The 26,582-nt window shown below is 71.9% G+C and carries 21 protein-coding genes and 1 tRNA gene; 6 read left to right on the top strand and 16 right to left on the bottom strand.

The window, feature by feature from the left end; translation table 11 throughout:
- Nucleotides 1–80: 80 nt before the first annotated feature.
- Genes thrB through argS form a run of 5 tightly spaced genes read right to left on the bottom strand, consistent with a single transcriptional unit; the run spans nucleotide 81 to nucleotide 6,438 of the window.
- Nucleotides 81–965 carry a homoserine kinase gene (gene thrB / locus BMY97_RS01945; RefSeq protein ID WP_091611542.1) on the bottom strand — a complete coding sequence of 295 codons (885 nt, stop codon included), beginning with the start codon at nucleotides 963–965 and terminating at the stop codon, nucleotides 81–83.
- The gene (gene thrC / locus BMY97_RS01950; protein ID WP_091611544.1) at nucleotides 962–2,017 is read right to left on the bottom strand and encodes a threonine synthase; all 1,056 of its coding nucleotides are present in this window, start codon (nucleotides 2,015–2,017) and stop codon (nucleotides 962–964) included. Before thrC ends, thrB begins: the two co-directional genes overlap by 4 nt.
- Complete coding sequence (locus tag BMY97_RS01955; protein ID WP_091611547.1) at nucleotides 2,014–3,333, bottom strand: homoserine dehydrogenase; 1,320 nt, start codon at nucleotides 3,331–3,333, stop codon at nucleotides 2,014–2,016. Before BMY97_RS01955 ends, thrC begins: the two co-directional genes overlap by 4 nt.
- Nucleotides 3,334–3,336: 3 nt before the next feature.
- A complete protein-coding gene (lysA, locus tag BMY97_RS01960; RefSeq protein ID WP_091611550.1) occupies nucleotides 3,337–4,773 on the bottom strand; it encodes a diaminopimelate decarboxylase in 1,437 nt (478 codons plus the stop codon).
- Between the two features lie 3 nt (nucleotides 4,774–4,776).
- A complete protein-coding gene (gene argS / locus BMY97_RS01965) occupies nucleotides 4,777–6,438 on the bottom strand; it encodes an arginine--tRNA ligase (protein ID WP_091611553.1) in 1,662 nt (553 codons plus the stop codon).
- 182 nt (nucleotides 6,439–6,620) lie between these two features.
- Between argS and BMY97_RS01970 the strand changes: the two genes are divergently transcribed.
- Together BMY97_RS01970 and BMY97_RS01975 are read left to right on the top strand one after the other, a co-directional pair.
- Nucleotides 6,621–7,475, top strand: coding sequence for a thioredoxin-like domain-containing protein (locus BMY97_RS01970; protein ID WP_425425213.1), 855 nt, complete (start codon nucleotides 6,621–6,623; stop codon nucleotides 7,473–7,475).
- 1 nt (nucleotide 7,476) lies between these two features.
- Nucleotides 7,477–8,199, top strand: coding sequence for a DUF305 domain-containing protein (locus BMY97_RS01975; protein WP_091611564.1), 723 nt, complete (start codon nucleotides 7,477–7,479; stop codon nucleotides 8,197–8,199).
- A gap of 7 nt (nucleotides 8,200–8,206) precedes the next feature.
- On the opposite strand, the gene BMY97_RS01980 is transcribed toward BMY97_RS01975, so the two are convergent.
- Nucleotides 8,207–9,127, bottom strand: a complete 921-nt coding sequence (locus BMY97_RS01980) for a cation diffusion facilitator family transporter (RefSeq protein ID WP_091611567.1) — start codon at nucleotides 9,125–9,127, stop codon at nucleotides 8,207–8,209.
- A gap of 146 nt (nucleotides 9,128–9,273) precedes the next feature.
- Nucleotides 9,274–10,395 (bottom strand): epoxide hydrolase family protein, encoded by a 1,122-nt coding sequence (locus tag BMY97_RS01985; protein WP_091611569.1) that lies wholly within the window; start codon nucleotides 10,393–10,395, stop codon nucleotides 9,274–9,276.
- Between the two features lie 142 nt (nucleotides 10,396–10,537).
- Here BMY97_RS01985 and BMY97_RS01990 point away from each other — a divergent pair.
- Nucleotides 10,538–10,610: transfer RNA gene (locus tag BMY97_RS01990), tRNA-Arg, on the top strand.
- A gap of 418 nt (nucleotides 10,611–11,028) precedes the next feature.
- Here the strand turns inward: BMY97_RS01990 and BMY97_RS01995 are convergent.
- The 6 genes from BMY97_RS01995 to BMY97_RS02020 form a co-directional block, all read right to left on the bottom strand.
- Complete coding sequence (locus BMY97_RS01995) at nucleotides 11,029–11,820, bottom strand: SDR family NAD(P)-dependent oxidoreductase (RefSeq protein ID WP_091611572.1); 792 nt, start codon at nucleotides 11,818–11,820, stop codon at nucleotides 11,029–11,031.
- Between the two features lie 134 nt (nucleotides 11,821–11,954).
- The gene (locus BMY97_RS02000) at nucleotides 11,955–12,758 is read right to left on the bottom strand and encodes a sensor histidine kinase (protein ID WP_091611574.1); all 804 of its coding nucleotides are present in this window, start codon (nucleotides 12,756–12,758) and stop codon (nucleotides 11,955–11,957) included.
- Nucleotides 12,755–13,444 carry a response regulator transcription factor gene (locus tag BMY97_RS02005; RefSeq protein ID WP_091611577.1) on the bottom strand — a complete coding sequence of 230 codons (690 nt, stop codon included), beginning with the start codon at nucleotides 13,442–13,444 and terminating at the stop codon, nucleotides 12,755–12,757. Before BMY97_RS02005 ends, BMY97_RS02000 begins: the two co-directional genes overlap by 4 nt.
- A gap of 7 nt (nucleotides 13,445–13,451) precedes the next feature.
- Nucleotides 13,452–15,617, bottom strand: a complete 2,166-nt coding sequence (locus tag BMY97_RS02010; RefSeq protein WP_091612822.1) for an MMPL family transporter — start codon at nucleotides 15,615–15,617, stop codon at nucleotides 13,452–13,454.
- Nucleotides 15,618–15,782: 165 nt separating this feature from the next.
- Nucleotides 15,783–16,442 (bottom strand): response regulator, encoded by a 660-nt coding sequence (locus tag BMY97_RS02015; protein ID WP_091611580.1) that lies wholly within the window; start codon nucleotides 16,440–16,442, stop codon nucleotides 15,783–15,785.
- Between the two features lie 9 nt (nucleotides 16,443–16,451).
- Complete coding sequence (locus BMY97_RS02020) at nucleotides 16,452–17,591, bottom strand: sensor histidine kinase (protein WP_143086098.1); 1,140 nt, start codon at nucleotides 17,589–17,591, stop codon at nucleotides 16,452–16,454.
- 120 nt (nucleotides 17,592–17,711) lie between these two features.
- Here BMY97_RS02020 and BMY97_RS02025 point away from each other — a divergent pair, with 120 nt between their 5' ends.
- Nucleotides 17,712–18,455, top strand: coding sequence for an ABC transporter ATP-binding protein (locus BMY97_RS02025; RefSeq protein ID WP_091612825.1), 744 nt, complete (start codon nucleotides 17,712–17,714; stop codon nucleotides 18,453–18,455).
- Nucleotides 18,455–20,911, top strand: coding sequence for an ABC transporter permease (locus BMY97_RS02030; RefSeq protein WP_091611584.1), 2,457 nt, complete (start codon nucleotides 18,455–18,457; stop codon nucleotides 20,909–20,911). The genes BMY97_RS02025 and BMY97_RS02030 overlap by 1 nt, the downstream gene beginning before the upstream one ends.
- Before the next feature lie 3 nt (nucleotides 20,912–20,914).
- Here BMY97_RS02030 and BMY97_RS02035 read toward each other — a convergent pair whose 3' ends face one another.
- Nucleotides 20,915–21,826, bottom strand: a complete 912-nt coding sequence (locus tag BMY97_RS02035; RefSeq protein ID WP_091611587.1) for an alpha/beta hydrolase — start codon at nucleotides 21,824–21,826, stop codon at nucleotides 20,915–20,917.
- 129 nt (nucleotides 21,827–21,955) lie between these two features.
- On the opposite strand from BMY97_RS02035, the gene BMY97_RS02040 reads away from it, so the two are divergent.
- On the top strand, nucleotides 21,956–22,825 hold the full coding sequence (locus BMY97_RS02040; RefSeq protein ID WP_091611589.1) for a helix-turn-helix transcriptional regulator: 870 nt from the start codon (nucleotides 21,956–21,958) through the stop codon (nucleotides 22,823–22,825).
- An 8-nt stretch (nucleotides 22,826–22,833) separates the two neighbouring features.
- Here the strand turns inward: BMY97_RS02040 and BMY97_RS02045 are convergent, their stop codons facing one another.
- On the bottom strand, nucleotides 22,834–24,312 hold the full coding sequence (locus BMY97_RS02045) for a type 1 periplasmic-binding domain-containing protein (RefSeq protein WP_091611592.1): 1,479 nt from the start codon (nucleotides 24,310–24,312) through the stop codon (nucleotides 22,834–22,836).
- Nucleotides 24,309–26,279 (bottom strand): hypothetical protein, encoded by a 1,971-nt coding sequence (locus BMY97_RS02050; protein WP_143086099.1) that lies wholly within the window; start codon nucleotides 26,277–26,279, stop codon nucleotides 24,309–24,311. The genes BMY97_RS02045 and BMY97_RS02050 overlap by 4 nt, the downstream gene beginning before the upstream one ends.
- Nucleotides 26,280–26,582: the final 303 nt, after the last annotated feature.

A 26,582-nucleotide genomic window follows, 5' to 3' on the forward strand; every position in this document is an offset into this window, starting at 1 on the left:
CGAGGGTAGACCGACGCCCACCGGGGTGCAACAACCACCCCCCGCGTGGCGCCGCTGCCCCCTGCCCCGTGACCGGGGCTTTACAGAGCCGCAACCTGCACACCGGTGAGGTCCACGCCCAGCTCCGCGACGTCGAATCCGGTGACGTCGGCGTCCGGCGGCAATTCTCCCGTGGTGGTGAGCGCCAGGACTGTGGGACCGGCGCCGGAGATCGTCGCCGCGATCCCGCGAGCACGGAGCGTGCGCACCAGCTCGGCGCTGGCCGGGTACGCGCTCGCGCGGTAGTCCTGGTGCAGCCGGTCCTCGGTGGCCGCGAGCAGCAGCTCGGGCCGGGTGGTCATGGCCAGCACCGAGAGCGCGGCCCGCCCGGCGCTGTGGGCCGCGTCCGGGTGCGGGACCTGGGCCGGGAGCAGCCCGCGGGTGGCGTCGGTGGACGACCTCACCGCGGACACGGCGACCACCGGCCGGATCGACGGGGCCGGCGTCACTCGCTCGGCGCGGAACCGGCCGTCCTCGCACCACGCCACGACCAGTCCGCCCAGCAGGCTCGCGGCCGCGTTGTCGGCGTGGCCTTCGAACTCGGCGGCCAGCTGCAGCGCCTCGTCGTCGAGCGGGACCCCGGCCAGCGCGTACCCCAGCGCCACCCCGGAAACCACCGCCGCCGCGGACGAACCGAGGCCTCGCGCGTGCGGGATGTTGTTGAAACAACGCAGGTGCAGCCCCGGCGGGCGGACGCCGAGGTGCGCGCACGCCCGGCGGATGGCCCGCACCACCAGGTGCGTCTCGTCGGTCGGCACGTCGGCGATGCCGCCCGCGCCCGCGTCGAACACCTCGACTTTCAGGCCCTCGTCGGTGACCTGCAGCTCGACCACGTCGTGGCGGGCCAGCGCCAGGCCGAGCGCGTCGAAACCCGGGCCGAGGTTGGCCGTGGACCCCGGGACGGTGGCCCGGAATCCCGCCGTCACCGCAGTTCCAGCGCGGCGGCCACCGCCGACGGGTCCACCGCCAGCGGCTCGACCTCGACGTTGCCTTCCAGCGCCGTGGCCGGGTCCTTGAGGCCGTGCCCGGTCACCGTGCAGACGACGGTGGCGCCCTTCGGCAGCCGGCCGTCCGCGGCGGTGGCGAGCAGGCCCGCGACGCTGGTGGCCGACGCCGGCTCGACGAACACGCCCTCACGGCTCGCGAGCAGGCGGTACGCTTCCAGGATCTTCTCGTCGGTGACGGCCTCGAACAGCCCGCCGGAGGAGTCCTTCGCGGTCACCGCGCCGGCCCACGACGCGGGGCTGCCGATGCGGATCGCGGTGGCGATCGTGTCCGGCTCGGCCACCGGCTCGCCACGCACGAGCGGGGCCGCGCCCGCCGCCTGGAAACCGAACATCCGCGGGGTGTTCTTCACCACACCGTCGGCGGCGTACTCGGAGTACCCGGCCCAGTACGCGGTGATGTTGCCGGCGTTGCCGACCGGCAGGCAGTGGATGTCGGGCGCCTGGCCGAGCACGTCGCAGATCTCGAACGCGGCGGTCTTCTGCCCGGCGATGCGCACCGGGTTCACGGAGTTCACCAGCGTCACCGGGTAGTCTGCCGCGGTCTTGCGGGCCAGCTCCAGGCAGTCGTCGAAGTTGCCGTCGACCTGGAGGATGCGCGCGCCGTGCAGCACGGCCTGGGCGAGCTTGCCCATCGCGATCTTGCCCTGTGGCACCAGAACCGCGCACGTGAGCCCGGCACGCGCGGCGTACGCGGCCGCCGAGGCGGAGGTGTTTCCGGTGGACGCGCAGATCACCGCCTTGAGCCCGCTGGCCAGCGCGTGCGTGATGGCCACGGTCATGCCGCGGTCCTTGAACGAGCCGGTCGGGTTCGCGCCCTCCACCTTGAGGTACACCGTGGTGCCGGTGAGTTCGGACAGGTGCGGGGCCGGCAGCAGCGGCGTGTTGCCTTCGCCGAGCGTCACCACCTTCGCGCCGTCCGGAACGGGAATCCGGTCGCGGTACGCCTCGATGATCCCGGGCCAAGCACTCATTGGTCTTCGCCTTCCACACGCATCACGCTGACGACTTCGTGCACCACGTCGAGTTTCGCGATTTCGTCCACAGTGGACTGCAGCGCCGCGTCGGGTGCCAGGTGGGTGACCACGACGAGGCTCGCCGTGTCGTTGGCGTCGCGCTGGCGGACCGCGGCGATGCTCACGCCGTGGCCCGCGAAGGCCTGCGCCACCTGGGCGAGCACGCCCGCGCGGTCGGCGACGTCGAGGCTCACGTGGTAGCGCGTCGGCGTCTGGCCCATGGGGCGCACCGGCAGCGCGGCGTGCGCGGACTCGCGCGGGCCGCGACCGCCCGCGACCTGGTTGCGGGCCACCGCGACCAGGTCCCCGAGCACGGCGCTCGCGGTGGGCGCGCCGCCCGCGCCCTGGCCGTAGAACATCAGCTCGCCGGCCGCGTCGGCTTCGACGTACACGGCGTTGAACGCGCCGCCCACCCCGGCCAGCTGGTGGCTGCGCGGGATCATCACCGGGTGCACGCGGGCCGAGACGGACTCGGCGCCGTCGTCGGCCGTCACGCGCTCGCAGATGGCCAGCAGCTTCACCGTGCGGCCGAGCACCCGCGCGGCGTGCAGGTCGGCCGCCGTGACGTCGGCGATGCCCTCGCGGTGCACCTCCGAAGCCGTGACGCGCGTGTGGAACGCCAGCGACGCCAGGATCGCGGCCTTGGAGGCGGCGTCGTAGCCGTCGACGTCCGCGGTCGGGTCCGCCTCGGCGTACCCGAGCCGGCCGGCCTCGTCGAGCGTCTCGGCGTAACCCGCGCCGGTGGAGTCCATTGCGGACAGGATGAAGTTGGTGGTGCCGTTGACAATGCCCATCACCCGCGTGATGCGGTCGCCGGCCAGTGACTCGCGCAGCGGCCGCAGCAGCGGGATCGCACCGGCCACGGCGGCCTCGAAGTAGAGGTCCACGCCCGCGGCGTCGGCGGCCTCGAACAGGTCGGCCGAATGCTCGGCGAGCAGCGCCTTGTTGGCCGTGACCACGGATTTCCCGGCGCCCAGCGCGGCGAGCAGCCAGCCGCGGACCGGCTCGATGCCGCCGACCAGCTCGACCACCACGTCCACGTCTTCGCGGACCACCAGGGCCGCGGCGTCGTCGGTGAGCAGCTCCGGCGGCAGCCCCGGGTGCTTGTCGGGGCGCCGCACGGCGATGCCGGCCAGCTCCACCCGCGCCCCGGCGCGCGCCGCCAGCTCGTCCGCCTGCTCGACCAGCAGCCGGGCGACCTCACGGCCGACCGTGCCGCAGCCGAGCAGGGCGACCCTGATCGAGCGGCTGTCCGATGAGGACACAGTGGACACGTCTCAAACCTCCAGGCGCAGCATGTCGTCCGTCGTCTCGCGCCGCAGCAGCACGCGGGCGCTGCCGTTGCGCACGGCCACCACCGCCGGGCGCGGCTGCCGGTTGTAGCCGCTCGCCATGGAGTAGCAGTAGGCCCCGGTCGCCGCGACGGCCAGCAGGTCGCCGGGGGCCAGCGTGTCGGGCAGCCAGCAGTCCCGGACGACGATGTCGCCGGACTCACAGTGCTTTCCCACCACTCGGGACAAAGTGGCGGCCGCGGGGTCGGTTCCGTCCGCCGTGTCGGCAGAGCGCGAGACGACGCGGCAGTCGTACACCGCGTCGTACAGCGCGGTGCGGATGTTGTCGCTCATGCCGCCGTCGACGCTCACGTAGCGGCGCGCGGTCTCGTCGCCGAGCGCGACGTCCTTGATGGTGCCCACCTCGTACAGCGTGATCGTGCCCGGGCCGGCGATGGCGCGGCCCGGCTCGCCCGCGATGCGCGGCACCGGCAGGTCGGCGTACGCGCATTCCTTGCGCACGATCTCGCGGATCTGCGTGATCATCTGCGCGGGCGGCGGCGGGTTGTCCTTTTCGGTGTAGGCGATGCCGAAGCCGCCACCGAGGTCGACCACGTTCAGCTGGTCCAGCAGCTCGCGGCCGTGCTCCTTCGCCAGGTCGCCGAGCAGCCCGACCACCCGGCGGGCGGCGACCTCGAAGCCGTCGGCGTCGAAGATCTGCGAACCGATGTGGCTGTGCAGTCCGGTCAGCTTCAGCGACGGCGCGTTCAGCACCCGGCGGACGGCCTCGGCGGCGTCGCCCGAAGCCAGCGAGAACCCGAACTTCTGGTCCTCGTGCGCGGTGGCGATGAACTCGTGGGTGTGCGCCTCGACGCCCACCGTGACGCGCACCAGCACCGGCTGCACGACGTCGCGCTGCGCGGCCACGTCGGCGAGCCGGGCGATCTCGTAGTAGGAGTCGACCACCACGGTGCCGACCCCGGCCTCGACGGCGGCCTCCAGCTCGGCGACCGACTTGTTGTTGCCGTGGAAGGTGATCCGCTCGGCCGGGAAGCCCGCGCGCTGCGCGACGGCCAGTTCGCCGCCGCTGCAGACGTCCAGGCTCAGCCCCTGCTCGGCCACCCAGCGGGCGATCTCGATCGAGAGGAAGGCCTTGGACGCGTAGTGCACCAGCGCCGGGTCGTCGAACGCCTCCGCGTAGTCGGCGCAGCGGGACTTGAAGTCCGCCTCGTCGACCACGAACAACGGCGTGCCGTAGGTCTCGGCCAGCTCGCGCACGTCGACGCCGGCGATCCGCACCACCCCGTCGGCGGCGCGGAAGGTGTTGCGCGGCCACACTTTCGCGGGCAGCTGGTCGAGTTCGACGCCACTCGCGGGCGGGAACCCGGAGGCGTCGGCATGGGGGTAGACGTCGGCGTGGCGGGGGCCCGCGGGGTGCGCCATGGGTTACATCCGTTCCGGAGCGGAGACACCGAGGAGGGACAGGCCGTTCGCCAGCACCTGGCGGGCGGCTTCGCACAACGCGAGACGGGCGTACGTCAGAGGGGTCGCCTCCTCGTCGCCCTGCGGCAGGACCCGCGCCTCGCGTACGGCGTAGAACTTGTGCAGCGCGCCGGCCAGCTCTTCGAGATAGCGCGCGACCCGGTGGGGCTCACGCATTTCGGCGGCGCGGCGCACCATGGCGGGGTACTCGCCGATGGTGCGCATGAGGTCGCCCTCGACCGACAGGGTCAGGAGCCCGAAATCGACGTCCACAGTGGATTTCAGGCCGAGATCGGCCGCGGAGCGCTGCATCGAGCGCAGCCGGGCGTGGGCGTACTGCACGTAGTAGACCGGGTTGTCGTTGGAGTGCTTGCGCAGCAGGTCCAGGTCGACGTCCAGGCTGGAGTCCACGGAGTAGCGGATCAGCTCGTAGCGGGCCGGGTCGACGCCGACCGCCTCGACCAGGTCCTCCATGGTGATCACGGTGCCCGCGCGCTTGGACATGCGCACCGGCTTGCCGTCGCTGACCAGGTTCACCATCTGGCCGATCAGCACCTCGACGCTGTCCGGGTCGTCGCCGAACGCGGCGGCCGCCGCCTTGAGCCGGGCGATGTAGCCGTGGTGGTCCGCGCCGAGCATGTAGATGCACAGGTCGAAGCCGCGGTTGCGCTTGTCCTTGAAGTAGGCGAGGTCACCGGCGATGTAGGCCGGGTTGCCGTCGGTCTTGATGACGACGCGGTCCTTGTCGTCGCCGTACTCGCTGGAGCGCAGCCACCAGGCGCCCTCGTCGAAGTAGAGGTTGCCGGAGTCCTTGAGCTGCTGCACCGCGGCGTCGACGGCGCCGGACTCGTGCAGCGAGTTCTCGTGGAAGTAGACGTCGAAGTCGGTGCCGAAGTCGTGCAGGCTCTGCCTGATCTCGCTGAACATCAGCTCGATGCCGATCCGGCGGAAGGTCTCGTGCCGCTCGTCCTCGGGCAGCGACAGCGCGCTCGGCTCGGCCTTGAGCACCTCGGCCGCGATGTCGGTGATGTACCCGCCCGCGTAGCCGTCCTCCGGCGCCGGCTCGCCCTTGGCGGCGGCGATCAGGGAGCGCACGAAGCGGTCGATCTGCGCGCCGGCGTCGTTGAAGTAGTACTCGCGCGTGACGGCGGCGCCCTGCGCGGACAGCACGCGGCACAGCGCGTCGCCGACCGCCGCCCAGCGGGTGCCGCCGAGGTGGATCGGGCCGGTCGGGTTGGCCGAGACGAACTCGAGGTTGATCACGCGCCCGGCCAGCGCGTCGCCGCGGCCGTAGCCGTCACCCGCGGTGAGCACCTGGCGGACGACCTCGCCCTGCGCGCCGGCCGCGAGCCGGAAGTTGAGGAAGCCGGGGCCCGCGACCTCGGCGGCGTCGACCCCGTCGGCGGCCGACACGACCTCGGCCAGCGCCTCGGCGAACTCCCGCGGCTTCAGGCCGGCCTTCTTGGCCACCTGGAGGGCGAGGTTGGTCGCGTAGTCGCCGTGGTCGGGGTTGCGCGGGCGTTCGATGGTCACCTGCTCCGGCAGCACGGCGGCGTCGACGCCCCGTGCGTCGAGCACCTGCACGGCGGAGCTGCGGACCAGGTCGGCGAGAGCGGCGGGAGTCACTCGCCGAATTCTAGGTGTGCCCAGGTGGGACGCCCACGGCGGCACGGGCGTGTCGGGAGCGCCGTCACACCCACAGTGATCGTGAGAGGTGTTCACAGTCAGCAGACGCCAGGTCTCTACACTGGCCGGGGGCAGGGTCCGTCCGGATCCCTCCAATCCCTCACGAGGAGATCGCGGGAACCATGGCGAACGGGACAACCAGGAAGAAGGGGACGCCCGCCAAGGCGATGAAGGCGGCCAGGGGCCGCTCGGTCGTCGCCAAGAAGGGCACACCGTGGGGCACCATCGCCGGTGTGGTCCTGGTGGTCGCCCTCCTGGCTTCGGTGATCACCTATTACATGGTGAAGTCCGCCCCGCAGCGTGACCAGAAGTCACGCGACGAGGCCGCGGCCTCGTACGCGCCGAGCGCGTCCAACCCGGACCCGTCCAAGAAGATCCCCGGCGTGATCACCGCCAACTACGCCGGCTCGGTGCACATCCTGCCGACCGAGCGCGTGGCCTACGACCATTCCCCGCCCTTCGGCGGCCCGCACGACGGCTACTGGGCCGCCTGCAACGGCATCGTCTACCCGAAGGCGGTGCGCACCGAGAACATGGTGCACAGCCTGGAGCACGGCACCGTCTGGATCGCCTACAACCCGCAGCAGATCACCGGGGACCAGGTGGCCCTGCTGTCCGCGCGGGTCAAGGGCAAGCCGTACACGATGATGTCGCCCTACCCCGGCCTGGACAAGCCGATCTCGCTGCAGTCGTGGGGCCACCAGCTGAAGCTGGACAAGGCCGACGACCCGCGCATCGACGAGTTCATCGCCGCGCTGCGGACCAACCCGAACGGCGTGTACCCGGAGATCGGCGCGTCCTGCGACGCGCTCGGCCCCGGCCAGTTCGACCCGAGCAACCCGCCGCCGTTCGACCCGAGCAAGCCGGGCCCGGACGCGAAGCCGATGACCTACAAGGGCAGCACCGGCGCGCAGGGCGACGCCGGCACCGCGCCGGGCAGCTCGGGCATGCCGTCGAGCCCGCCGGCTGGGCAGTGAAGTGAGTTCCGAGACCGACCTCGAACCGGACCAGGCCGACGCCGTGGTGGCTGAGCGGCCGGCCTGGTCGCGCTGGGTGGTCATCGGCGGGACGCTGGTCGCGGTGCTGTTGATCGGCGCCGCCATCGGGATGTTCGCCACGCGGCTGAACGACGGCGATTCGGCGTCCTCGACGCCGGCCGCCGGCTCGGTCGAGGTCGGTTTCGCGCAGGACATGTCGGTGCACCACCTGCAGGCCGTCACGATGGCGAACTGGGCGCGCGACCACACCACGGACCCCGAGGTGAAGCAGCTCGCGTTCGACATCGAGAGCACGCAGACCGAGCAGGTCGGCCGGATGAAGGGCTGGCTCATGCTGTGGGACCAGCCCGAGCAGACCACCGGCGCGTACATGAGCTGGATGACCGAGCCGATGGGCCACGCCGGCATGCAGATGCCGACCAGCTCCCCGGCCGGCGGCGCGCCGATGCCCGGCATGGCCACCGACGAGGAGCTGGCCAAGATGCGCACGCTGTCCGGCAAGGCGCTGGACGTCGACTTCCTTCAGCTGATGCTGCGCCACCACCAGGGCGGCACGGCGATGGCGCAGTACGCGCAGGAACACTCGAGCCTGCCGGCGATCAAGGCGCTCACCACGAGCATGCTGACTTCGCAGGGCGCCGAGATGAAGCAGATGACGTTGATGCTGCAGGCCCGGGGCGCGAAGCCGCTTCCCGCGCCCTGAGCACTCGTTACCAGGACATCTCTTGGCAGCGCCTCGCGCATTGGGGCGCCTCGACCTGCAGGGTGGCGTGCTTGATCGCGTAGCGCGCCGAAAGCAGGTCCTGTGCCTCGGTGAGCACGGCGGACTGCTCGGCCTCCCCCTTGATCGTCAGGTGGGCCGAGGCGACCTCCATGCCGGAGGTCAGCGTCCAGACGTGCAGGTCGTGCACGTCCTCGACACCGGGAAGCGCGGCGAGTTCGGTGCTGATCTCGCCGACGTCGACGCCCGTCGGGGCGTGCTGGAAGAGGATGCGCAGCGCGCGGCGGGCCAGCGTCCAGGTGCGGGGCAGCACGAACAGCCCGATCGCGACGCCAATGATCGGGTCGGCGTAACGCCAGCCCGTGGTCAGCGTGATGGCGCCACTGACCAGCACGCCCACCGAGCCGATCAGGTCGGCGAGGACTTCGAGGTACGCGCCGCGGACGTTCAGGCTCTCCTTGGCGCCCGAGCGCAGCAGGAGGAACGACACGACGTTCGCGACCAGCCCGGCGCCGGCGGCGAGCATCACCGGCAGCCCGGCCACCTCCGGCGGGTCGCTGATCCGGCCGATCGCCTCCACCAGCACGTACCCGGCGACGCCGAACAGCAGCACGGCGTTGGCCAGTGCGGCAAGGACTTCCGCGCGGTACATGCCGAACGTGCGGCTGAGCGTCGGGCCGCTGCGCCGCGCCAGCACGATCGCCGCCAGCGCCATGCCGACGCCCAGCACGTCGGTGAACATGTGCGCCGCGTCGGAGATCAGGGCGAGCGAACCGGTCGCGAAGCCGACCACGAACTCCAGCACCATGAAGCCGGCGCCGATGAACAGCGAGATCAGCAGCGCGCGCACGTAACGCCCGGAGGCGCTCCCCGGCGCGACCGCCTGCCCGTGGCCATGTCCGTGCCCCATCCTTCGCCTCCTGTCCGTGCCCCAAGCGAAATATATAGTCACATGCGCATATGTGCAATACAGGTAAGCCTAAGTTCACCATAACGATCGAAGGGCGGACAGAACCATCCCCCGGGCGTGAGCTTCCCGGGGGATGGGACGAGCGGTCAGCGGAAGAGGCGGAAGAACCCGCGCACCTGCTCCACCAATGACTCCGGCTGTTCCAGCGCGGCGAAGTGGCCGCCGTGCGGCATTTCCTCGAACCAGCGCAGGTCGGTGAACCGCTGCTCGGCCTCCCGCCGCGACGGGCGGGTGATCTCACGCGGGTAGATCGACAGCCCGGACGGCGCCGTGACCTTTTCCCGGAAGCTGCCGAAGCTCTCCCAGTACAGGCGCGCCGACGACGTGGCGGACGCGGTGAACCAGTACACCGAGATCGCGTCCAGGATCTTCTGCCGTGACAACGCGTCCTCGGGATGGCCGTTGTTGTCCGTCCAGGCCCAGAACTTCTCGGCGATCCAGGCGGCCTGGCCCGCCGGGGAGTCGGTGAGGCCGTAGCCGAGCGTCTGCGGCCGGGTCGACTGCTGCCCCGAATAACCCCGGCCGGTGCGCCCGAACTCCTGCGCGGCTTTGAGGTTGGCCAGCTCCTCGGGCGTCGGGTCGTCGAACGTGCCCTGCGCCGCGGCCGCCATGTTCAGGTGCACGGCGGCGACCCGCTCGGGCGCCACCTCGCCGAGCGCGCCGGACACCGCCGAACCCCAGTCGCCGCCCTGCGCGCCGTACCGCTCGTACCCCAGCGAAACCATCAACGTGTCCCAGGCCCGCGCGGTGCGCTCCACGCCCCACCCGGTTTCCGACGGCTTGTCACTCCAGCCGTAACCAGGCAGCGACGGCGCGACCACGTGGAACGCGTCCGCCGGGTCCCCGCCGTGCGCGCGCGGGTCGGTCAGCGGGCCGAGCACCTCCAGGAACTCCAGCACCGAACCCGGCCACCCGTGCGTGATCACCAGCGGGAACGCGTCCGGCTCCGGCGAGCGGACGTGCAGGAAGTGGATGCCCAGCCCGTCGACGGTGTCGCGGTACTGCGGGAAGGCGTTCACGCGCTCGGCGAACCCGAAGTCGTAGTCCTCGGCCCAGCTGCGGCACAGCTCCTGCGCGTACGCCAGCGGCAGCCCCTGCGACCAGTCGTCCACCGGCTCGGGCTCGGGCCATCGCGTCCTTCGCAGCCGTTCCCGCAGATCCGCGATCTCGGCGTCGGTGATGCTGACCTCAAACGGCTCGGCGGCCACGGCGGCTCCCTTCCTCGGCAAGATCGACGTTAGCAGCGCCCGCCCGGCCCGTGACCCGAAGATCAACCCGTGAGACCCCTCCTGTTGTCAGCCCCGGCGGCGGCATGCGCTAAGCTTCCCCAGTCGCGCAAGCGATGGTTTCGCCCTCGTAGCTCAGGGGATAGAGCACTGCCCTCCGGAGGCAGGTGTCGCAGGTTCGAATCCTGCCGAGGGCACACAGGTCAGGCCCTCCCACGGACATCCGTGAGGAGGCGCGTGACACCATTCGCGTCCCCGCAGGACAGGATCGACTCACCGGCGAAACGCAACTACCTCGTCGAGTACGTGCCGAACGGGCCCGACGCAGACGACGAGGCGGTTCGCCGGCGACTTCTCGTTCAAGTCGACGAGAAGAAATACTCTCGGACCAAGGCCACGGTCGGCCACACGTGCGACGCACGATTTTGTATCTGCACTGCCACGAGACAGCAGAGCCTGCCCCACCACGGGGACATCGGCCGCAACGCTGATGGCGACCCAGTGGGAAATCTTGCAGGCCCCCAAAAAGCTGGGGCACCACAACAATGAGACCGCTCCCGGTCAGCGAATTCGCCACCATGGATCCTTTTTCGCCCATCTTGGTCGGCGATCGGGCTAGCGCAGCAGGACACCGCCGTTGATGTCGAGGATCGTTCCGGTGATGTAGGCGGCCGGTGGCGAGGCGAGGTAGGCGATGGCGTCGGCGACTTCCCGCATGGCGGCGGGGCGGCCGAGGGGGATCGTGCTGTCGCGGCGTGCCCGGGCTTCGGCCACGGTGATGCCGGCTTCGGCCGCGGCGCCGTTCAGGCTGGCGTCGTTGAGGGGTGCGTCGATGTGCAGTGGTGCCACGCCGTTGACGGTGATCCGGTCGGGTGCGAGCTCGAGCGCCAGGCTCTTGATCATCGAGCCGAGTGCCCCCTTCGACGCGCTGTAGACGGCCCGGCCCGGTGCGCCGAGCTGCGCGTGGGCCGAATAGACGTAGACGATGCTGCCGCCGGGTGCGGTGAGGGCCGGGATAGCGCTGCGCGACAACAGGAACGGCCCCTTGGCGTTGACGGCCATGACCCGGTCCCACTCCGCGGGCGGGAGGTCCTTGAGCGGTGACCGCTGCGGCGCGGTCACCGTGGCCACGGCCAGCACGTCGAGCCGGCCGTGCCGCGCAACGGTGGTGGCGACCAGTTCGTCGCAGGCCGAGGCGTCGGTGACGTCGGTGCGGAGCCCGATGGCGTCGGAACCGGGATGGGCCGCCGCGATCTTCGCCGCGACCTCGGCCGCGCCGTCCGGAGCCAGATCGGTGAGGACGACCTTGGCGCCGTCCTCGGCGAAGCGCCACGCGACCGCCGCGCCGATGCCCTGGGCGGCCCCGGTGACGATCACCACGCGAGATCCGGACGCTGAATCCGACATTCGCACTCCGCTCGACCATGTCCAACTGTACGGTTGGAATTCACGCTACGCGTTTCCCGCCCGCTCGGCAATCAGCTGGTCGGCAGCGCTCCACAGCGGCCCGATCGACGGGACGGACCGGGCGATGACCGGATTCAGTGCCGATCGGCGAGAGCCACCGGGAACGTGACCCGGACGGTGGTGCCCTGCCCCGGGGCCGAGGTGACTTCGGCGGTGCCGCCGTGTGCGGTCACGATCGCCTCGACGATGGCCAGGCCAAGACCCGAGGAGCCACCGCCGTCGCGGCCGCGGCCGCGGCCGGGGTCGGCGCGGTAGAAGCGCTCGAAGACGTGCGGCAGGTGTTCCGGCGCGATCCCGTCACCTTCGTCGTGGACCGCGACCACCGCCTGCCCGTCCTGGGAGCCGACGGTGATCGTGACCGGCGTGCCGGGCCGGGTGTGCTGCACCGCGTTGCCGACGAGGTTGCGCAGCACCTGCTGGATACGCGGGCCGTCCCCGTTGACGACCGCTTCCGCCGCCCCCTGCCGGGTGATGGCCCGGTCGGCGCTGACGATCCGGGCGTCGTCCACCACCTCGGCGGCCAGCGCCACCAGGTCCACCGGCTCGCGGTTCAGCGGACGGGCCGCGTCGAGGTGGGCCAGCAGCGCCAGTTCGTCGACGAGCAGCCGCATCCGGCCCACCTCGGCCTGCATCCGTTCCATGGCGTGGTCGAGCTGGCCGGGGTCGCTCAAGCCGCCCTGGACGTACAGGTCGATCCAGCCGTGCATGGTCGCCAGCGGCGTGCGCAGCTCGTGGCCGGCGTCGTCGACGAAGCTGCGCAACCGGTCTTGAGCGCGCTTTTGCGCGTCGAACGCGTTCTTGACCGCGGTGGCGACCGCGGCTTCCGGGCCGGCGAGCAGCGCGATCAGGACCAGCCGCCACCGGGAGGGCCGGTTCACGGCCGCACCGGCCGCAGGTTGTACCCGAACCCCCGCACGGTCTGGATCAGCGACGGCCCGCCGAAGTCGATCTTGCGGCGCAGGTTGGAGACGAAACGCTCGACCACTCCCGCGTCTCCGCCGAAGTCGTACTGCCAGACGTGGTCGAGGATCTGCGCTTTGGAGACCACCCGCCCGGAGTTGACCAGCAGGTAGCGCAGCAGCCGGAACTCGGTGGGGGAAAGCTCGATCGGCACCCCGCCCCTGCGCACCGAGTGCCGGGCCTCGTCCATTTCCAGGTCCCCGCAGCGCCACACGCCTTCCGGCACCGTCGGCGGCACGCGACGCGAGCGCCGCAGCAGCGCCTCCAGCCGCGCGGCGACCTCCACCACGTCGAACGGCTTGGTGAGGTAGTCGTCGCCGCCGAGGCGCAGTCCGCGCACCCGGTCGTCCAGCTCGTCGCGAGCGGTCAGGAACATCACCGGCACCTGGACGTCCCGCGAGCGCAGCAGGTGCAGCAGGTCGAAGCCGTTCGTGCCGGGCAGCATCACGTCCAGCACGATCGCATCGGGCGGGCGCGCCTCGATCGCGGCCAGCGCGGCCGGCACGCCGCCGACCGCCTCGACCTCGAACCCGGTGAAACGCAGCGCGGACAGCAACAGCTCACGCAGACCCGGGTCGTCGTCCACCACCAGAATGCGGTCCACGCCCCCATCACACCACCTTGGCGGGCACGGGAGCGCGCTCGTCCTCCCGGCTGATCAGCCGCGCGCCCTCCACGTCCAGGTTCGGCAGGACCCGGTCGAGCCACCGCGGCAGCCACCAGGCGCCGCGGCGAGCCAGCGTCAGCACCGCGGGCACGAGTGTCATCCGGACCAGGAACGCGTCCAGCAGGACACCCACCACCAACGCGAAGGCGATGGGCTTCAGCGTTGCGTCGCCGCCCGGGATGAAGCTCGCGAAGACCGCGATCATGATCAGGGCGGCCGCCGCGACCACGCGTGCCGAGGCCCGGAACCCCTGGGTGACCGCGCGTCGCGGGTCGCCGCCGCGGACGTGCTCCTCGTGCATGCGGCTGATCAGGAAGACCTCGTAGTCCATCGCCAAGCCGAACAGCACCGCCATGAGGATGATCGGCATGAAGCTGATCACCGGGCCGGTGTGCGGGACCCCGATCAGCCCGGCGAGCCAGCCCCACTGGAACACCGCGACCACCGCGCCCAGCGATGCGCCGACCGACAGGAGGAAGCCCAGTGTCGCCTTGAGCGGCACCACCAGCGACCGGAAGGCCACCATCAGCAGCAGGAAGGCCAGGCCCACGACGATCAGGGCGAAGGGCACGAGCGAAGCGCTCAGCAACGCCGAAATGTCGATGCCGATGGCGGTCGCGCCGGTGACCCCGACGGACGCCCCGCCCGCGGCCTCGATGCCGGCCACCACCTGCTCGGTGCGCTCGTCCTGTGGCCCGGTCTCGGGGATCACCTCCACCAGCGCGTAGCGGCCACTCGCGGACAGCTGCGGGCGGGCGACGACGGCCGCCCCGGCCACCGAGCCGAGCCGCTCGGCCAGCGCCGTGGCGGCGGCTTGCCCGTCGGCGTCCTTCCGGAGGTCGGCCAGCACCAGCAGCGGGCCGTTGAAGCCCGGTCCGAACGCGGCGGCGGTCAGGTCGTACGCCTGCCGCTGGGTGCTGCCCGCCGGGGCCGAGCCGTTGTCGGTGAGCGCGAGCCGCAACCCCGCCGCCGGCACGGCCATGACGCCGAGTGCCGCGACGACGGCGAGCACCGTGACCAGTGGGCGACGGGTGACCAGCCGAACCCAGCGCGCACCCATGGCCGGACGGCCGGCCCCGGCTTCGCGCCGGACGGCCCGCGAGCCGGGCTTCGGGCGCAGCCGTTCTCCGGCGAAGCCCAGCACCGCCGGGAGCAGGGTGACCGCCACCAGCACCGAGACGATCACGGCGGTGGCGGCGGCCAGGCCCATCGCGGTCAGGAACGGGATCCCGACGACGCTCAGCCCGGCCAGCGCGATGACCACGGTGAGGCCGGCGAACACCACCGCGGTGCCCGCCGTGCCGGTCGCGCGGGCCACGGACTCGGCCACCGGCATGCCGGACGCCAGCTGCGACCGGTGCCGCGCGACGATGAACAACGCGTAGTCGATGCCGACCGCCAGCCCGAGCATGAGAGCCATGGCGGGCGCGGTCGTCGGCAGCGTCAGCAGACCCGCGATCACCCCCAGGCCGACGACTGTCGCGCCCACCCCGGCCAGCGTGGTGAGCAGCGGAAGCCCCGCGGCCGCAAGGGAACCGAACGTGAGGACGAGGACGAGCAGCGCGATCAGCAGCCCCACGACCTCGGCGCCGCCGCCGCTTTCCTCGGAGCTGCCCCCGTACGCCGACCCGCCGAACTCCACCCGGAGCCCGGCGTCGCGGGCCGGTCGGAACGCGTTCTCCAGCTTTTCGCGGACACTGCTCGCCAGCTGGGCGGGCTTCAAGTGGTAGCTGACGTCCGCCAGTGCGGTGCCACCGTCCGGCGAGACCATCTTCGCGGTGAACGGGTCCACCACCTCGGCGACCTGCGGCGCCTTCGCGGCGGCGGCCAGGGTTTGCTCGACAACGGCTTCGTACTCGGCGACCTTGTGCCCGGCGGGCGCGACGAGCACCACCTGCACGGTGGCGCCCAACGAGTCGGGGAACTGCCCGGCGACGGTGTCCAGGGTCTGCTGGGCGCGCGAGCCGGGAATCGAGAAGTCGTCCTCGTACGAGCCGCCGGCGGTGGCGGCAAGTGCGCCGACCGCGACCAGGACGGCCAGCCAGGCCATCAGGACGGCCAGCCGGTGCCGGTGGACCCCGGCACCGAGGCGGTAGAGCAATGCGGCCATGGCGGTGCGCTCCCAGCTGTCGCGGAACAAGGAGCCTCAGCACACCGCCCGTACCTGACGATCCGGCGCCCACGAACCTGACGGTTGCCTGACGAAAGGCGACCACGCCACGGGCCCGCGGCTCAATGCGTCCGTCCATTGGGGACAGTCGCACCAGAGCACGAGCTACGAGCACAACCCCGTCCGCCAGGCCCAGGCGGCGATTTCCACCCGGTTCCGCACCGCCAGCTTCCGCTGCACGTTCGCCAGGTGGGTTTTGACCGTTGCCTGGGTGACGTACAGGCTGTCGGCGATTTCGCTGTTCGTCCGGCCCTGCGCCACTTGGCGGACCACGTCGATCTCGCGGTCGGTCAGCGGCTCGCTCGGCGCCGGCTCCGGGGTGGCCTGGTCCGAGCGGTCCACCGCGAAGTGCGACAACAGCCGGGTGGTCACCGTCGGCGCGATCAGCGTCGCCCCCACCGCGGCCGCGCGCACCGCTTCGATGAGCAGCGCGGGCGACATGTCCTTGAGCAGGAACCCGCACGCCCCGTTGCGCAGCGCCCGGTACACGTACTCGTCCAGGTCGAACGTGGTGGCGATCAGGACGTTGAGCGGGTTCAGCACCCCCGGGCCGGCGAGCAGGCGGGTCGCCTCCAGGCCGTCGAGCTTCGGCATCCTGATGTCGAGCAGGCACACGTCCGGGCGCAGGCGCCGGGCTTCGTCAACCGCGGCGCGGCCGTCCTCGACCGAGGCGACAACCTCCATGTCGGGCTGGGAGTCCAGGATCATCCGGAACGCCGAGCGCATCATCTCCTGGTCGTCGGCGATCAGCACGCGGATGCTCATGGCCGGTCATCATGGCAGAGCCGGCGTCCGCGGCAGGACCGCGGTCACGCGCCAGCCGCCGTCCGCCGGCCCGGCGGTGAGGGTCCCGCCGGCGTCGCCGACGCGTTCGGTGAGGCCCACCAAGCCGAAACCGCCGCCGGAGATGTCCGATGTGGACCGTCCGTCGTCGGTCACGGTGATTTCCAGGCGCTCGCCGGACCGGGTGCGCGCCCGCACCTCGACCGCCGTGGCCCCGCCCGCGTGGCGCAGGATGTTGGTGAGCGACTCCTGGACCACGTGGTGCACCGCGTCGAGCACGTGCGGGGCCAGGCGGGTGGTGGCGAGGTCGTCGTCGATGTCGGTGCTGACCGGCGGGCCGACGAAGTGCCCGACCGGTTCCGCGACCGCCTCGCCCAGCGTCGCGCGGACCGGCGCCGGCTCGTCGTCGCGCAGCACCGAGATCATCCCCCGCATCGACGCGAGCGCCTGCGAGCCGGCCCGTTCGATCCCGGCCAGCATTTCGTCGAGGGCCTCGGGCGTGGGCTGGTGGCCGCCGCTCGAGGTGAACCGGACCGCCTGCGTCTGGGCGACGATCGCGGTCACGTGGTGGGCGACGAAGTCGTGCAGATCGCGGGCATAGGCGAGGCGCTGCGCCTGCTTGGCGAACTCACCCGCGTCGATGCGGCGCTGGTCGTGCAGGCGCAGGTACATCCCGAGCAGGATCACCAGCAGCATGCCGAAGCCGAAGAGCATCACGAAGTTGTCGAGCCACGGGCGCCCGAGCGTGTAACAACGGGTCGGCAGCACCACGATCGCGAGGTACAGCAGCGGCACCACCAGCACCGAGCGGCTCGGGCGCAGCTCGATGACCGCCCTCGCGGTCAGCCAGGCCAGCGCGATCGTCTCCACGACGCCGAAGGTGTTGTCCAGGCCGTCCGGCAGCACCCGGCACAGCACGGTGAACACGATCGAGACCACGGCCAGCCCCGCGACCACCGGCGCGCGCACCGCGGGCATCGCCAGCACGGCCAGCGCGAGCAGGCCGCAGACCACCAGCCCGGCCCCGGTCGCCACGGTCTCCGCGCTCAGGCTCTCCAGCACCACGAGCACCGCCGCGAGCACGCCGAGGCCGAACAGGAGTCCTTGCGCCCAGGAAAGTCTTCCGATCATGACCGTCACGGTAGGACAGTTCCCCCGCGACGGTCCTCATCCCTTCGGCGGACCCGGCCCGGCCCGGCTCGTCAGTTCGGTTGAACCGCTCGCGCGGGCGCCCGCGCGAGCATGGCGGCCATGAATGAACAAACTGTGGCCGAGGCGCAGCAGCTCGGCAAGGTTTATGGCGACGGCAGCGCCGCGGTGGTCGCGCTGGCCGGGGTGAGCGCCGGCTTCCGCCGCGGCGAGTTCACCGCGATCATGGGCCCGTCGGGCTCGGGCAAGTCGACCTTCGTGCACTGCCTCGCCGGGCTGGACCAGCCCACCACGGGGACGGCGAGCATCGCGGGGACCGACCTGGGCTCGCTCGACGACGAGAAGCTCACGCGCGTACGCCGCGAGAAGATCGGCTTCGTCTTCCAGTCCTTCAACCTGCTGCCGACGCTGAGCGCCTGGGAGAACATCATCCTGCCGTTGTCGCTGTCCGGCCGGAAGCCGGACCGGGCCTGGGCCGACCGGGTCATCACGGCGATGGGCCTCGGCGACCGGCTCGAGCACCGGCCCGCGCAGCTTTCGGGCGGCCAGCAGCAACGCGTCGCGTGCGCGCGGGCGCTGATCACCCGGCCGGAGCTCATCGTCGCCGACGAGCCGACCGGGAACCTCGACTCGCGCTCCGGCGCGCAGATCCTCGGCCTGCTCCGGCGCTGCGCCCGCGAATGGCAGCAGACCGTGCTCATGGTGACGCACGACCCGATCGCCGCCGGTTACGCCGACCGGGTCCTGTTCCTGGCCGACGGCCGGCTGGTGGACGAAATGCACCAGCCGACGCCCGCGCTGGTGCTGGACCGGATGCGCCGGTTCGAGCCGCAGGCGGTGCGCTGATGTTCCGCCGCGCGTTCCGCTCGATCCTGGCGCACAAGGCGCGATTCCTGTTGCCCACGCTCGGGGTGGTGCTCGGCGTCGCGTTCGTCGTCGGGTCGCTGCTCTACGGCGACTCGGTCACGACCTCGGTCGAACGCGCCCAAGCCCGCGCGCAGGCCGGCGTCGCGGTCGAAGTCACGCCGTCCACAATAGACACATCGCTCGGCGACGACGTCGTCCGGCAGCTCCGGACCGTGCCGGGCGTCGCGCAGGTCCGGCCGATCGCCGACGGGTACGCCTTCCTCGTCGGCAAGGACGGGGCGATCGTCGGACAGCCCGAGCGCGCCGGCGGCGTCAGCTACGACCCCGGCCGCTACCCGCTGAGCGCGGGGCAGGCACCCACCGGACCGGACCAGATCGCGCTCGACCGGTTCACCGCCGAGCGCGCGGGTTATCAGGTCGGCGACCAGGTGCGCGTGATCGTCAACGGCGCGGTGCGGCCGGTCGAGGTCACCGGGGTCTTCGCCGCCGACGACGCCCGGCTCGCCGGGGGCGGCACGCTCGTCGCGTTCGACCTCAAGTCCGCCGGCGCACAGTTCGCCCGACCGGGCGGGTACACGGCGGTCGACCTGGTGGCCGCGCCCGGCGTCAGCCAGGACGCGATCGCCACCAGCGTGCGCGCCGAGCTGCCGCCGGAGTTCGTCGCCGAAACGGGGGCCTCGCTCAACTCCGCCCCGAGCGACAGCAAGCTCACCGACATCCTGCTGCTGTTCGCGGCCGTGGCCCTGTTCGTCGCGATTTTCTTGGTGGCCAACATGTTCACCATGCTCGCAGCGGCCCGCGCCCGGGAGAACGCGCTGCTGCGCGCGGTCGGCGCTTCGCGGCGATACGTGCTCCGGAGCGTGCTCGCCGAAGCCGCCGTGCTCGGCCTGATCGCGACGGTGTTCGGCTACCTGCTCGGGATCGGCGTGGCCGTGGTGCTCAACCGCGGGTTCTCCGTGGTCAACGGGCCCGACGTGCCGCTGCAAGTGTTCAGCGCCGGCGCGATGGCCGCCGCGCTCGGGGTCGGTGTCGGCGTGACGATGATCGCCGCGTACGTCCCGGCCCGGCGCGCCGCCGCGATCCCGCCGATCGCGGCGCTGCGGTCCGGGCTGCCGCCGACCGCGAAATCGTTGCGCCGCCGGAACATCATCGGGGTGGTGGTCTTCCTGCTCGGCGCGATGACCACCGCGGCCGGAATCGAGACGCAGGACCTGATGTACCTGGGCGCGCCACTGCTCATGCTCGGGCTGATCGTGCTGACGCCGTGGCTGGGCCTCGGCCTGACCAAACTGCTGCGCGGCCCGCTGACCCGGATTTCCGGGATGCGCGGCACACTGGCCGTGGAGAACACGCGCCGCAACCCGCGCCGGACCGCCGCCACCGCCGCGACGCTGATGATCGGGCTGTCCGTCTGCGCGGCGGTCACCGTGATGATCGCCTCGGTCGCGGCGAAGGACGCGAAGGACACCGGGGCGGGCGACAACGCCGACATCCACGTCACCGCGATCCCGTTCTCCGATCTCAGCTCCGGCACCACCGCCGACCTCGCGAAGGTGCCCGGCGTGCAGGCGGTCAGCCCGCTCACGCCGTTGTCGATCAAGCTCGGGGAACGCCGCTTCCTCAACCTGACGGCCGTCGATCCCAGCAGTGCCAAGGATTTCCTGCCCCTCACGGTCAAGGCGGGCTCACTCGACCGGCTGGCCGACGGAATCGCGGTCTCGACGGCGACGGCCCAGCAGTACGGCCTCAAGGTCGGCTCCGAGGTGTCCGGGCCGCTCCAGTCGGTGGGCGCGGCCGACCAGCCGGTGTCGCTGCCGGTCGTGGCGGTCTACGACGCCCCGGAGTCCGTCGACCAGAAAGCGCTGATCTCAACCCGGCTCGCGCCGAAAACGGCGTCGCCGCAGACAATCCTGGTGAAGGCCGCTCCGGGGCAGGATCCGGTGGCGCTGCGCAAGCAGATCCAGCAGACGCTCGCGAACCCGGTGCTGACCGTGCAGACCCGGGCCGAGGCCGCCGACGCGGCGAGCGGCCAGGCGCAGGAATTCCTTGACATCCTCTACGCCCTGCTCAGCGTTTCGGTGCTGATCGGCGCCCTCGGCGTGGTGAACACCATGACGATGTCCACTATGGAGCGAGTGCGCGAGATCGGGCTGCTGCGCGCGGTCGGGCTCGGCCGCAGGCAGGTCGGCTCGGTGCTGCGGTGGGAGTCGGTGATCACCGCGATGCTCGGCGCCGTGCTCGGGCTGGTGGCCGGGTGCGCGCTCGGCGCGATGGGCGTGCTGAGCCAGAAAGGCGTCCCGCTGGCGGTGCCGTGGGCGCAGCTGGGCGTGTTCGTGCTGGTGACCCTGGCCATCGGGGTCCTCGCTTCGCTGTGGCCCGCCCGGACCGCCGCCCGCACGCCGATCCTGACCGCGATCCACACCGACACCGAGTAGCCGCTACGCCGTCACGGTCAGGTTCTGCTTGAAGAAGCCGGCGAGCTTCGCGACCGCGGGCGTCACGTACTCGTCCTTGTCGTAGAGGTCCATGTGCGTGGCGCCCTCGACCCAGTGCAGTTCCTTCGGCCCGGTCGCCCGCTGGAACGCCGCGACGCTCATCCAGGCGGTCTCCGCGTCGCGTCCGGCGATCATGAGCAGGGGACGCGGGGCGATCAGCGCCACGGCGTGGAAGGCGTCGAAGGTGGCGATCCGGTCGACGCTGGTCCAGGGCAGCTCCTTGGCCGAACGGGGATGCCCGGCGCGCGGAGTGCAGTAGTACTCCCAGCCTTCGTAGACGTGCGGACCGGCCGCGCGGGCCTGCTCCTCGGTGTCGGGGAAGAGCTTGAACGTCCGGACGCCCTCACCGCCGGCCTCGGCGGTACGGGCGGCCGCGGCCGCGTCGAGCATGCCCTGGAAGACGGCCGGGTCCTGGGCACCGTCGGCGCCGACGCGGAACTGCCGGGCGATGTCGACGGCGCTCACGGTGCCGAGGGCCTTGACCCGGTGGTCGGTAGCGGCGGCGGCCAGGCCGTAGCCGCCGGACGCGCAGATGCCCAGTACCCCGATCCGCTCGGCGTCGACCTCGTCGCGGGTGGTCAGGTACGAGACCGCGGCCTTCAAGTCCTCGATCCGATGCGCCGGGTCTTCCAGGCCGCGCGGCTCGCCCTCGCTCTCACCCTGGTACGCGGCGTCGAAGGCGAGCGTGACGAAGCCCTGTTCGGCGAGACGCTGGGCGTACAAACCGGCGGTCTGCTCCTTCACGCCGCTGCCCGGATGGCCGACGACAATGGCCGGGCCCGCCTCGCCGTCCGGAAGGTACAGGTGACCGGCGATCTTCAGCCCGGCGCTGGGGAAGGTGACGGAATTCCTCATGGGTGAGACTCACTTTCGCTGGGGGTTGCTCCCCCAAGATCGCCCGTCCGGCCCGCCGTCACCAGGGAGGGACTTGCCTATGGAGCCCAGTACCAGGCGCGCGGCCCGGATCGCGCCCACACTGGTGGCATGGCATCCGACGAGCTGGGCGAATTCCTCCGCGCCCGCCGCGCCGCGCTCGACCCGCGCACGGCGGGCCTGCCCGACGACGGCAGGCAGCGCCGGGTCCCGGGCCTGCGCCGGGAGGAGCTGGCCCAGCTCGCGCACGTGAGCGTCGACTACATCGTCCGGCTGGAGCAGGGCCGCACCCGCAGCGTCTCCCGCCCGGTTCTCGAAGCCCTCGCCGACGCGTTGCGGCTCGCCCCGGACGAGCGGGACTACCTGTTCACCGTCGCCGACGTCGTCCACCCGCCCCGGCCGCCCGCCCGGCCGGGCGTCGCCGCCCACCTGCGGCAGCTGCTGGACACCATGCACGACGTGCCCGCCATGGTGCTGCACCGCGGCATGGACGTGCTGGCCTGGAACCGCGGCGCCGCCGCCCTGCTCACCGACTTCGGCGCGCTGCCCCCGGCCGAGCGCAACCTCATCCGGCTCACCTTCCTCGACCCGGGCTTCCGCGCGCTCTACGCGGACTGGCCGCGCGCCGCCCGCGAATGCGTTGCCGCGCTGCGGATGGAGGCCGGCCGGAACCCCCGCGACCGGGCGCTGAGCGACCTGGTCGGCGAGCTGAGCGTCCGCGACGCCGACTTCCGCGCCTGGTGGGCCGGCCACCAGGTCCGCGGGCCGCGGCAGCTCACCAAGACCTACGCCCACCCCGTCGCCGGCCCGCTCACCCTCGACGTCCAGCAGTTCACTGTGGACACTCACCCGGACCAGCTGCTCGTCGCCTACACCGCGGAACCCGGTTCCCCGGCGCACGAAGCACTGCGGTTCCTCCTGCAGTGGTCGGCGGCCGGGCCGCACGCGCCCGCGGTGCCGAGTGAGCCCGCGCCCGAGTGAGGAACGGCCTACAGCGGAGTCGAGAGCTGCACGAACTCCGGGGTGTCGCCCAGCCGGACCCGCAGGATCGGCACCGCCTTGTTCACCGGGTCGCCGCGCTCGTCGAAGGAGATCATGCCGCTCGCGCCCGGGACGGCGAGCGTGCCGTACAGCCGGTTCTTCGCCTGGAGCACGTCCTGAGCGGTCACCCGCGAGGGCACGGCGCCCGGGATCAGGCGGATCGCCCACACCACGGTGAGCACGGCGTCGTGCGCGAGGATGGCGACGCCGTCGTCCAGCCGCTCCTTCGGGAACAGCGCCTGGAAGCAGTCCGTGCAGCCGGGCTCCTGGAAGTTCGCCACCGCGGTCTTGTTGAACGCGTTCGGCTCGCTGGTCCAGGCCTGGGGGTGGGCCAGGCCGGGGGCGAGCACCGTGACGTTCGACTGGAGGCCGCGCCGCATCTCCGGGCCCGGCGGGCCGCTCTGCGCCAGGTCGCCGGTCAGCACGGTGAGGTGCCGGTCGAGGCACGGGCGCTGGGCGAGTTCGGCGACGAACGCGGTGAGGTCGTTCTCCCGGCCGGCGAAGTAGACGACGTCGGGCTGGTCGCCGCAGATGTTCGGCATCATCTGCAGGAACGTGTTCTCGACGCCGGGCAGGCTGGAGTCGTACCGCTCGGTGCGGCCGGTGATCCGGTGGTCCGCGTCGACGAACCGCTGGGTGAACGCGGTGGCCAGCGTTTTCGGGTACAGGTCGGCGTTGTTGTCGTCTTGCACGATCGTGGCCGTGTGCGCGGTCGGCTTCACGTAGCCGGCGGCGGCCATACCGTAGGTGGAGCTGGTCGGCGAGACCCGGAGGAAACCGGGGATCTCCGAGAACTCGTCCGCGGCCAGATGCGAGGCGACGACCGGGATCCGGTGATCCGAGAGCCGCTGGATCGCGGCGCGCGCGGTCTCCAGGCTGAGCCCGATCCCGGTGACCGCGACCAGCCGGTCGGTGCCGGGCAGCGCGAGCAGCGCGTCCACCACGGGCTCCCACTGGTTCAGGTGGCTGCCCGGATTGGCCAGCAGCAGGCGGATCAGCGGCAGGCTGCCCCAGGACTGCGTGGTGTTGGCGCGGTGCTGCGCGATGTAGGCGCCTTCCAGCTGGTGGCGCACCCACTCCGGGGACAGGATGTCGTTGTCGGTCAACGTCATCGGCAGGAACACCGCGATCGTGACAAACGGCTTGCCCGAGGCGGCGACCGAGTCGTTCTCGGCCCGGATGCGCTGCTCGACGGGCGCCAGTTCGGGACCGAACACGAAGCCGCCGTCGGTCAGGCCGGTGCACTCCGCGTTGTCCCCGCGTTTTTCGACCCCGTCCGCGCAGGTGCGCCCGGCCAGGCTGATCGCGGGCGCCACCACGAACACCGCCACCAGCACCACGGCGAGCAGGACCACCCCGCCGCCGGCCACCAGCCACTTCGACCAGGTCGGCCGCGGCGGCCGGATCCGCTCGTCCCGCCGGCTCATCGGTACCGCTCCGCGCGCTCGTGCACCAAGATGGATCCCCGCCCCCTGCCCTGCGCCAGCTGATGGAAGCCGGCTTCGATGGTCGAGTCCAGCGTCCGGCCCGGATCGCCGAGCGGGTCGCGCGCGATCCACAGCGCGACGACCAGCCAGGCCAGCGAGGTCTCCAGCTCGTCGTCCCGCTGCCCGGCGAGCGACTCGACCTGCTGATACGGGTCGGCGGTCTTGTCGAGCCGGTTGGGCGCCGAGGTGATCACGTCCAGCTCGGCCAGCCACGCCCTGGCGGTGTCCAGGTCGAACTCGGCGTGCCGCGCGTGCAGGAACGGCTTGCCGAGGTACTCGACCGCGCCGGCCACGTTCTCCAGCGCCAGGTCGTGGTAGCGGGCGGCGACCGTCCGGCCGTTCTTGTCGTAGAAGTCGCGGCAGCGGGTGTGCACGCGGACCCAGCTCAGCGAGTGGTCCTCCCCGCGCGCGGCCAGCTCCTGCACCAGCACCCGGCGCAGCCACGGGTGCAGCACGTACCGCACCGGCTCGCCCGGCTCCGCGCACAACCACAGCCGGTCGCCCAGCTCCTTGAACAGCGCGCCCTCGCCGGCCGGATGACGTAGTTCCAGGATCTCCTTGTGGAACAGCATTTCCACGTCCAGCGCGGCACTCGCGGTGATCAGGTCCTCCCGGCTCGGCGGGGTGAAGTCCTGCAGGAGGTACTCGCGGATCCCGTTCAGCAGCAACGATTCGCCGCCGTCCGGACCGGTGACCGGTGTGTGCAGCGCGGACCGCAGCGCCCCCGCCCGCCGCGAGTCATAGGTGTGCGCGACGGCGTCCAGGACGTCGGCGACCGCGCCGGGGTGCCCGTCGGTGAGGCGGTGCAGGAAACCCGGCAGCCGGGAGGCCGGGTGGATGTCGCTGCCCGCGGCGATGTCCACCACGTCGTCGCGGCCCAGCGCGCCCACTTCCACCAGGTACCAAGGGTTCCACCGCTGCTCCAGCGGCTCGGCGCCGGGCGCCCAGTCGGTGTCCACTTCGGACGGATGACGCGGGGTGGGGGCGACGAGGCCGTTCGTCCGGTGCGCGGTGGGCCGACGCCGGCTCTCGACGGCGTCGGCGGGCGGCGCCGTCGGCAGCGACCAGCTCTCGTTCCAGTCCGGGTTCCAGCTCCGGCTGGTGGCGACCACGGCCAGCGGGTCGGGCTCGTCCGGGCAGCGGTGGCGGGCTTCGGTGAGCGCGCGCAGGAACGTCCGACCGCCCGGGGTGTGCGCGTTGTCCAGCAGCAGCACGCTGTTCAGCGTCCGGCGGGAGCGGTTGACGCCGGAATACGCGCGGCGCAGGTCGGCGAGGAACGCGTCGCAGAACGTGGCGTCGACGGTCGCGCGGTCCTCCTCGTCTCCGTTCGCCTGTTTGGCGATGCCGAGCAGGAAATCGGAGTGGTCGCCGGTGGCGGCGGGCAGTGCCTTGATCTTCCCGAGCAGCCGGCGGCGGTCGTACCAGCTCAGTCCGCGCAGCAGCAGGTCGGTGGCCGCGGTCAAGCCGGGCAGCCCGTCCACCGGCGCGACACCGCCCGCGAGCCGCACGACGTCCACGATCGCTTCACGGTTTCGTTCCAGTGGCTGGTTCTTCGCCAGCAACTCCCGCACCTTGCGCAGCGCGGCGCGGCGGTCGTTCAAGTCCACCGGCGCGCCGAGGACGAGCATGCACAGCCACAGCCGGGGAAACGCCAGCCTGCCGAACTGCCGCCAGTGCCGTCCGAGGTCGAACGCGAGGTGCCCCAGCAGTTCCCGCGGCTGGATGTTCTCCCAGTCGTGCCGCTCGAAGTCCACCTGCGCGTGGGGAACGTCCTCGCAGCGCGTGGCCACGGCGGTGAGCAGGGCCGTTTTCCCGGTCCCCCGCGCCCCGACCGCCACCACGACGGGCAGCGCCCGGCTCCGCCCGTCGGGCCGGGCGAGCAGTTCCTCGGTCAGCCTGCCGGTCACGGCACCGACCCCAGCCAGCAGGGGCACGTCGACGTCCCCCTTCCCCCGAGTGAAAACCGAGCAACAACTATAACCAGCAGGTGGTACCGGCCGCAGAGAAGAGGAATACCGCCCCGGACGGCGCGCGATTGTGCTAGGCCCCCGTGTCCGCAGGTCAGCGACCCGGCCCGGAAAAGGAAGAGGCAATTCACGAGGTGAGCATTGACCGGTTCGGCCTAACGTGGCGGCGTTGGTGGGCGAGCCCCGGTCCGAGTCAGGCGCCGGAAGACGCCACCCGATGGCCCGTTGGCGACCTTACGCGTC

The organism is Amycolatopsis saalfeldensis (genome assembly GCF_900110575.1).
Classification (GTDB): Bacteria; Actinomycetota; Actinomycetes; order Mycobacteriales; family Pseudonocardiaceae; genus Amycolatopsis; species Amycolatopsis saalfeldensis.

Coding starts and splice junctions, on each gene's coding strand:
- BMY97_RS02030 (WP_091611584.1), top strand. CDS start 18,455: ATGTTCCGCCGCGCGTTCCGCTCGATCCTGGCGCACAAGGCGCGATTC.
- BMY97_RS02035 (WP_091611587.1), bottom strand. CDS start 21,826: ATGAGGAATTCCGTCACCTTCCCCAGCGCCGGGCTGAAGATCGCCGGT.
- BMY97_RS02015 (WP_091611580.1), bottom strand. CDS start 16,442: ATGAGCATCCGCGTGCTGATCGCCGACGACCAGGAGATGATGCGCTCG.
- BMY97_RS02045 (WP_091611592.1), bottom strand. CDS start 24,312: ATGAGCCGGCGGGACGAGCGGATCCGGCCGCCGCGGCCGACCTGGTCG.
- BMY97_RS02020 (WP_143086098.1), bottom strand. CDS start 17,591: ATGATCGGAAGACTTTCCTGGGCGCAAGGACTCCTGTTCGGCCTCGGC.
- BMY97_RS01995 (WP_091611572.1), bottom strand. CDS start 11,820: ATGTCGGATTCAGCGTCCGGATCTCGCGTGGTGATCGTCACCGGGGCC.
- BMY97_RS02010 (WP_091612822.1), bottom strand. CDS start 15,617: ATGGCCGCATTGCTCTACCGCCTCGGTGCCGGGGTCCACCGGCACCGG.
- BMY97_RS01970 (WP_425425213.1), top strand. CDS start 6,621: ATGGCGAACGGGACAACCAGGAAGAAGGGGACGCCCGCCAAGGCGATG.
- BMY97_RS02025 (WP_091612825.1), top strand. CDS start 17,712: ATGAATGAACAAACTGTGGCCGAGGCGCAGCAGCTCGGCAAGGTTTAT.
- lysA (WP_091611550.1), bottom strand. CDS start 4,773: ATGGCGCACCCCGCGGGCCCCCGCCACGCCGACGTCTACCCCCATGCC.
- BMY97_RS02040 (WP_091611589.1), top strand. CDS start 21,956: ATGGCATCCGACGAGCTGGGCGAATTCCTCCGCGCCCGCCGCGCCGCG.
- BMY97_RS01980 (WP_091611567.1), bottom strand. CDS start 9,127: ATGGGGCACGGACATGGCCACGGGCAGGCGGTCGCGCCGGGGAGCGCC.
- thrC (WP_091611544.1), bottom strand. CDS start 2,017: ATGAGTGCTTGGCCCGGGATCATCGAGGCGTACCGCGACCGGATTCCC.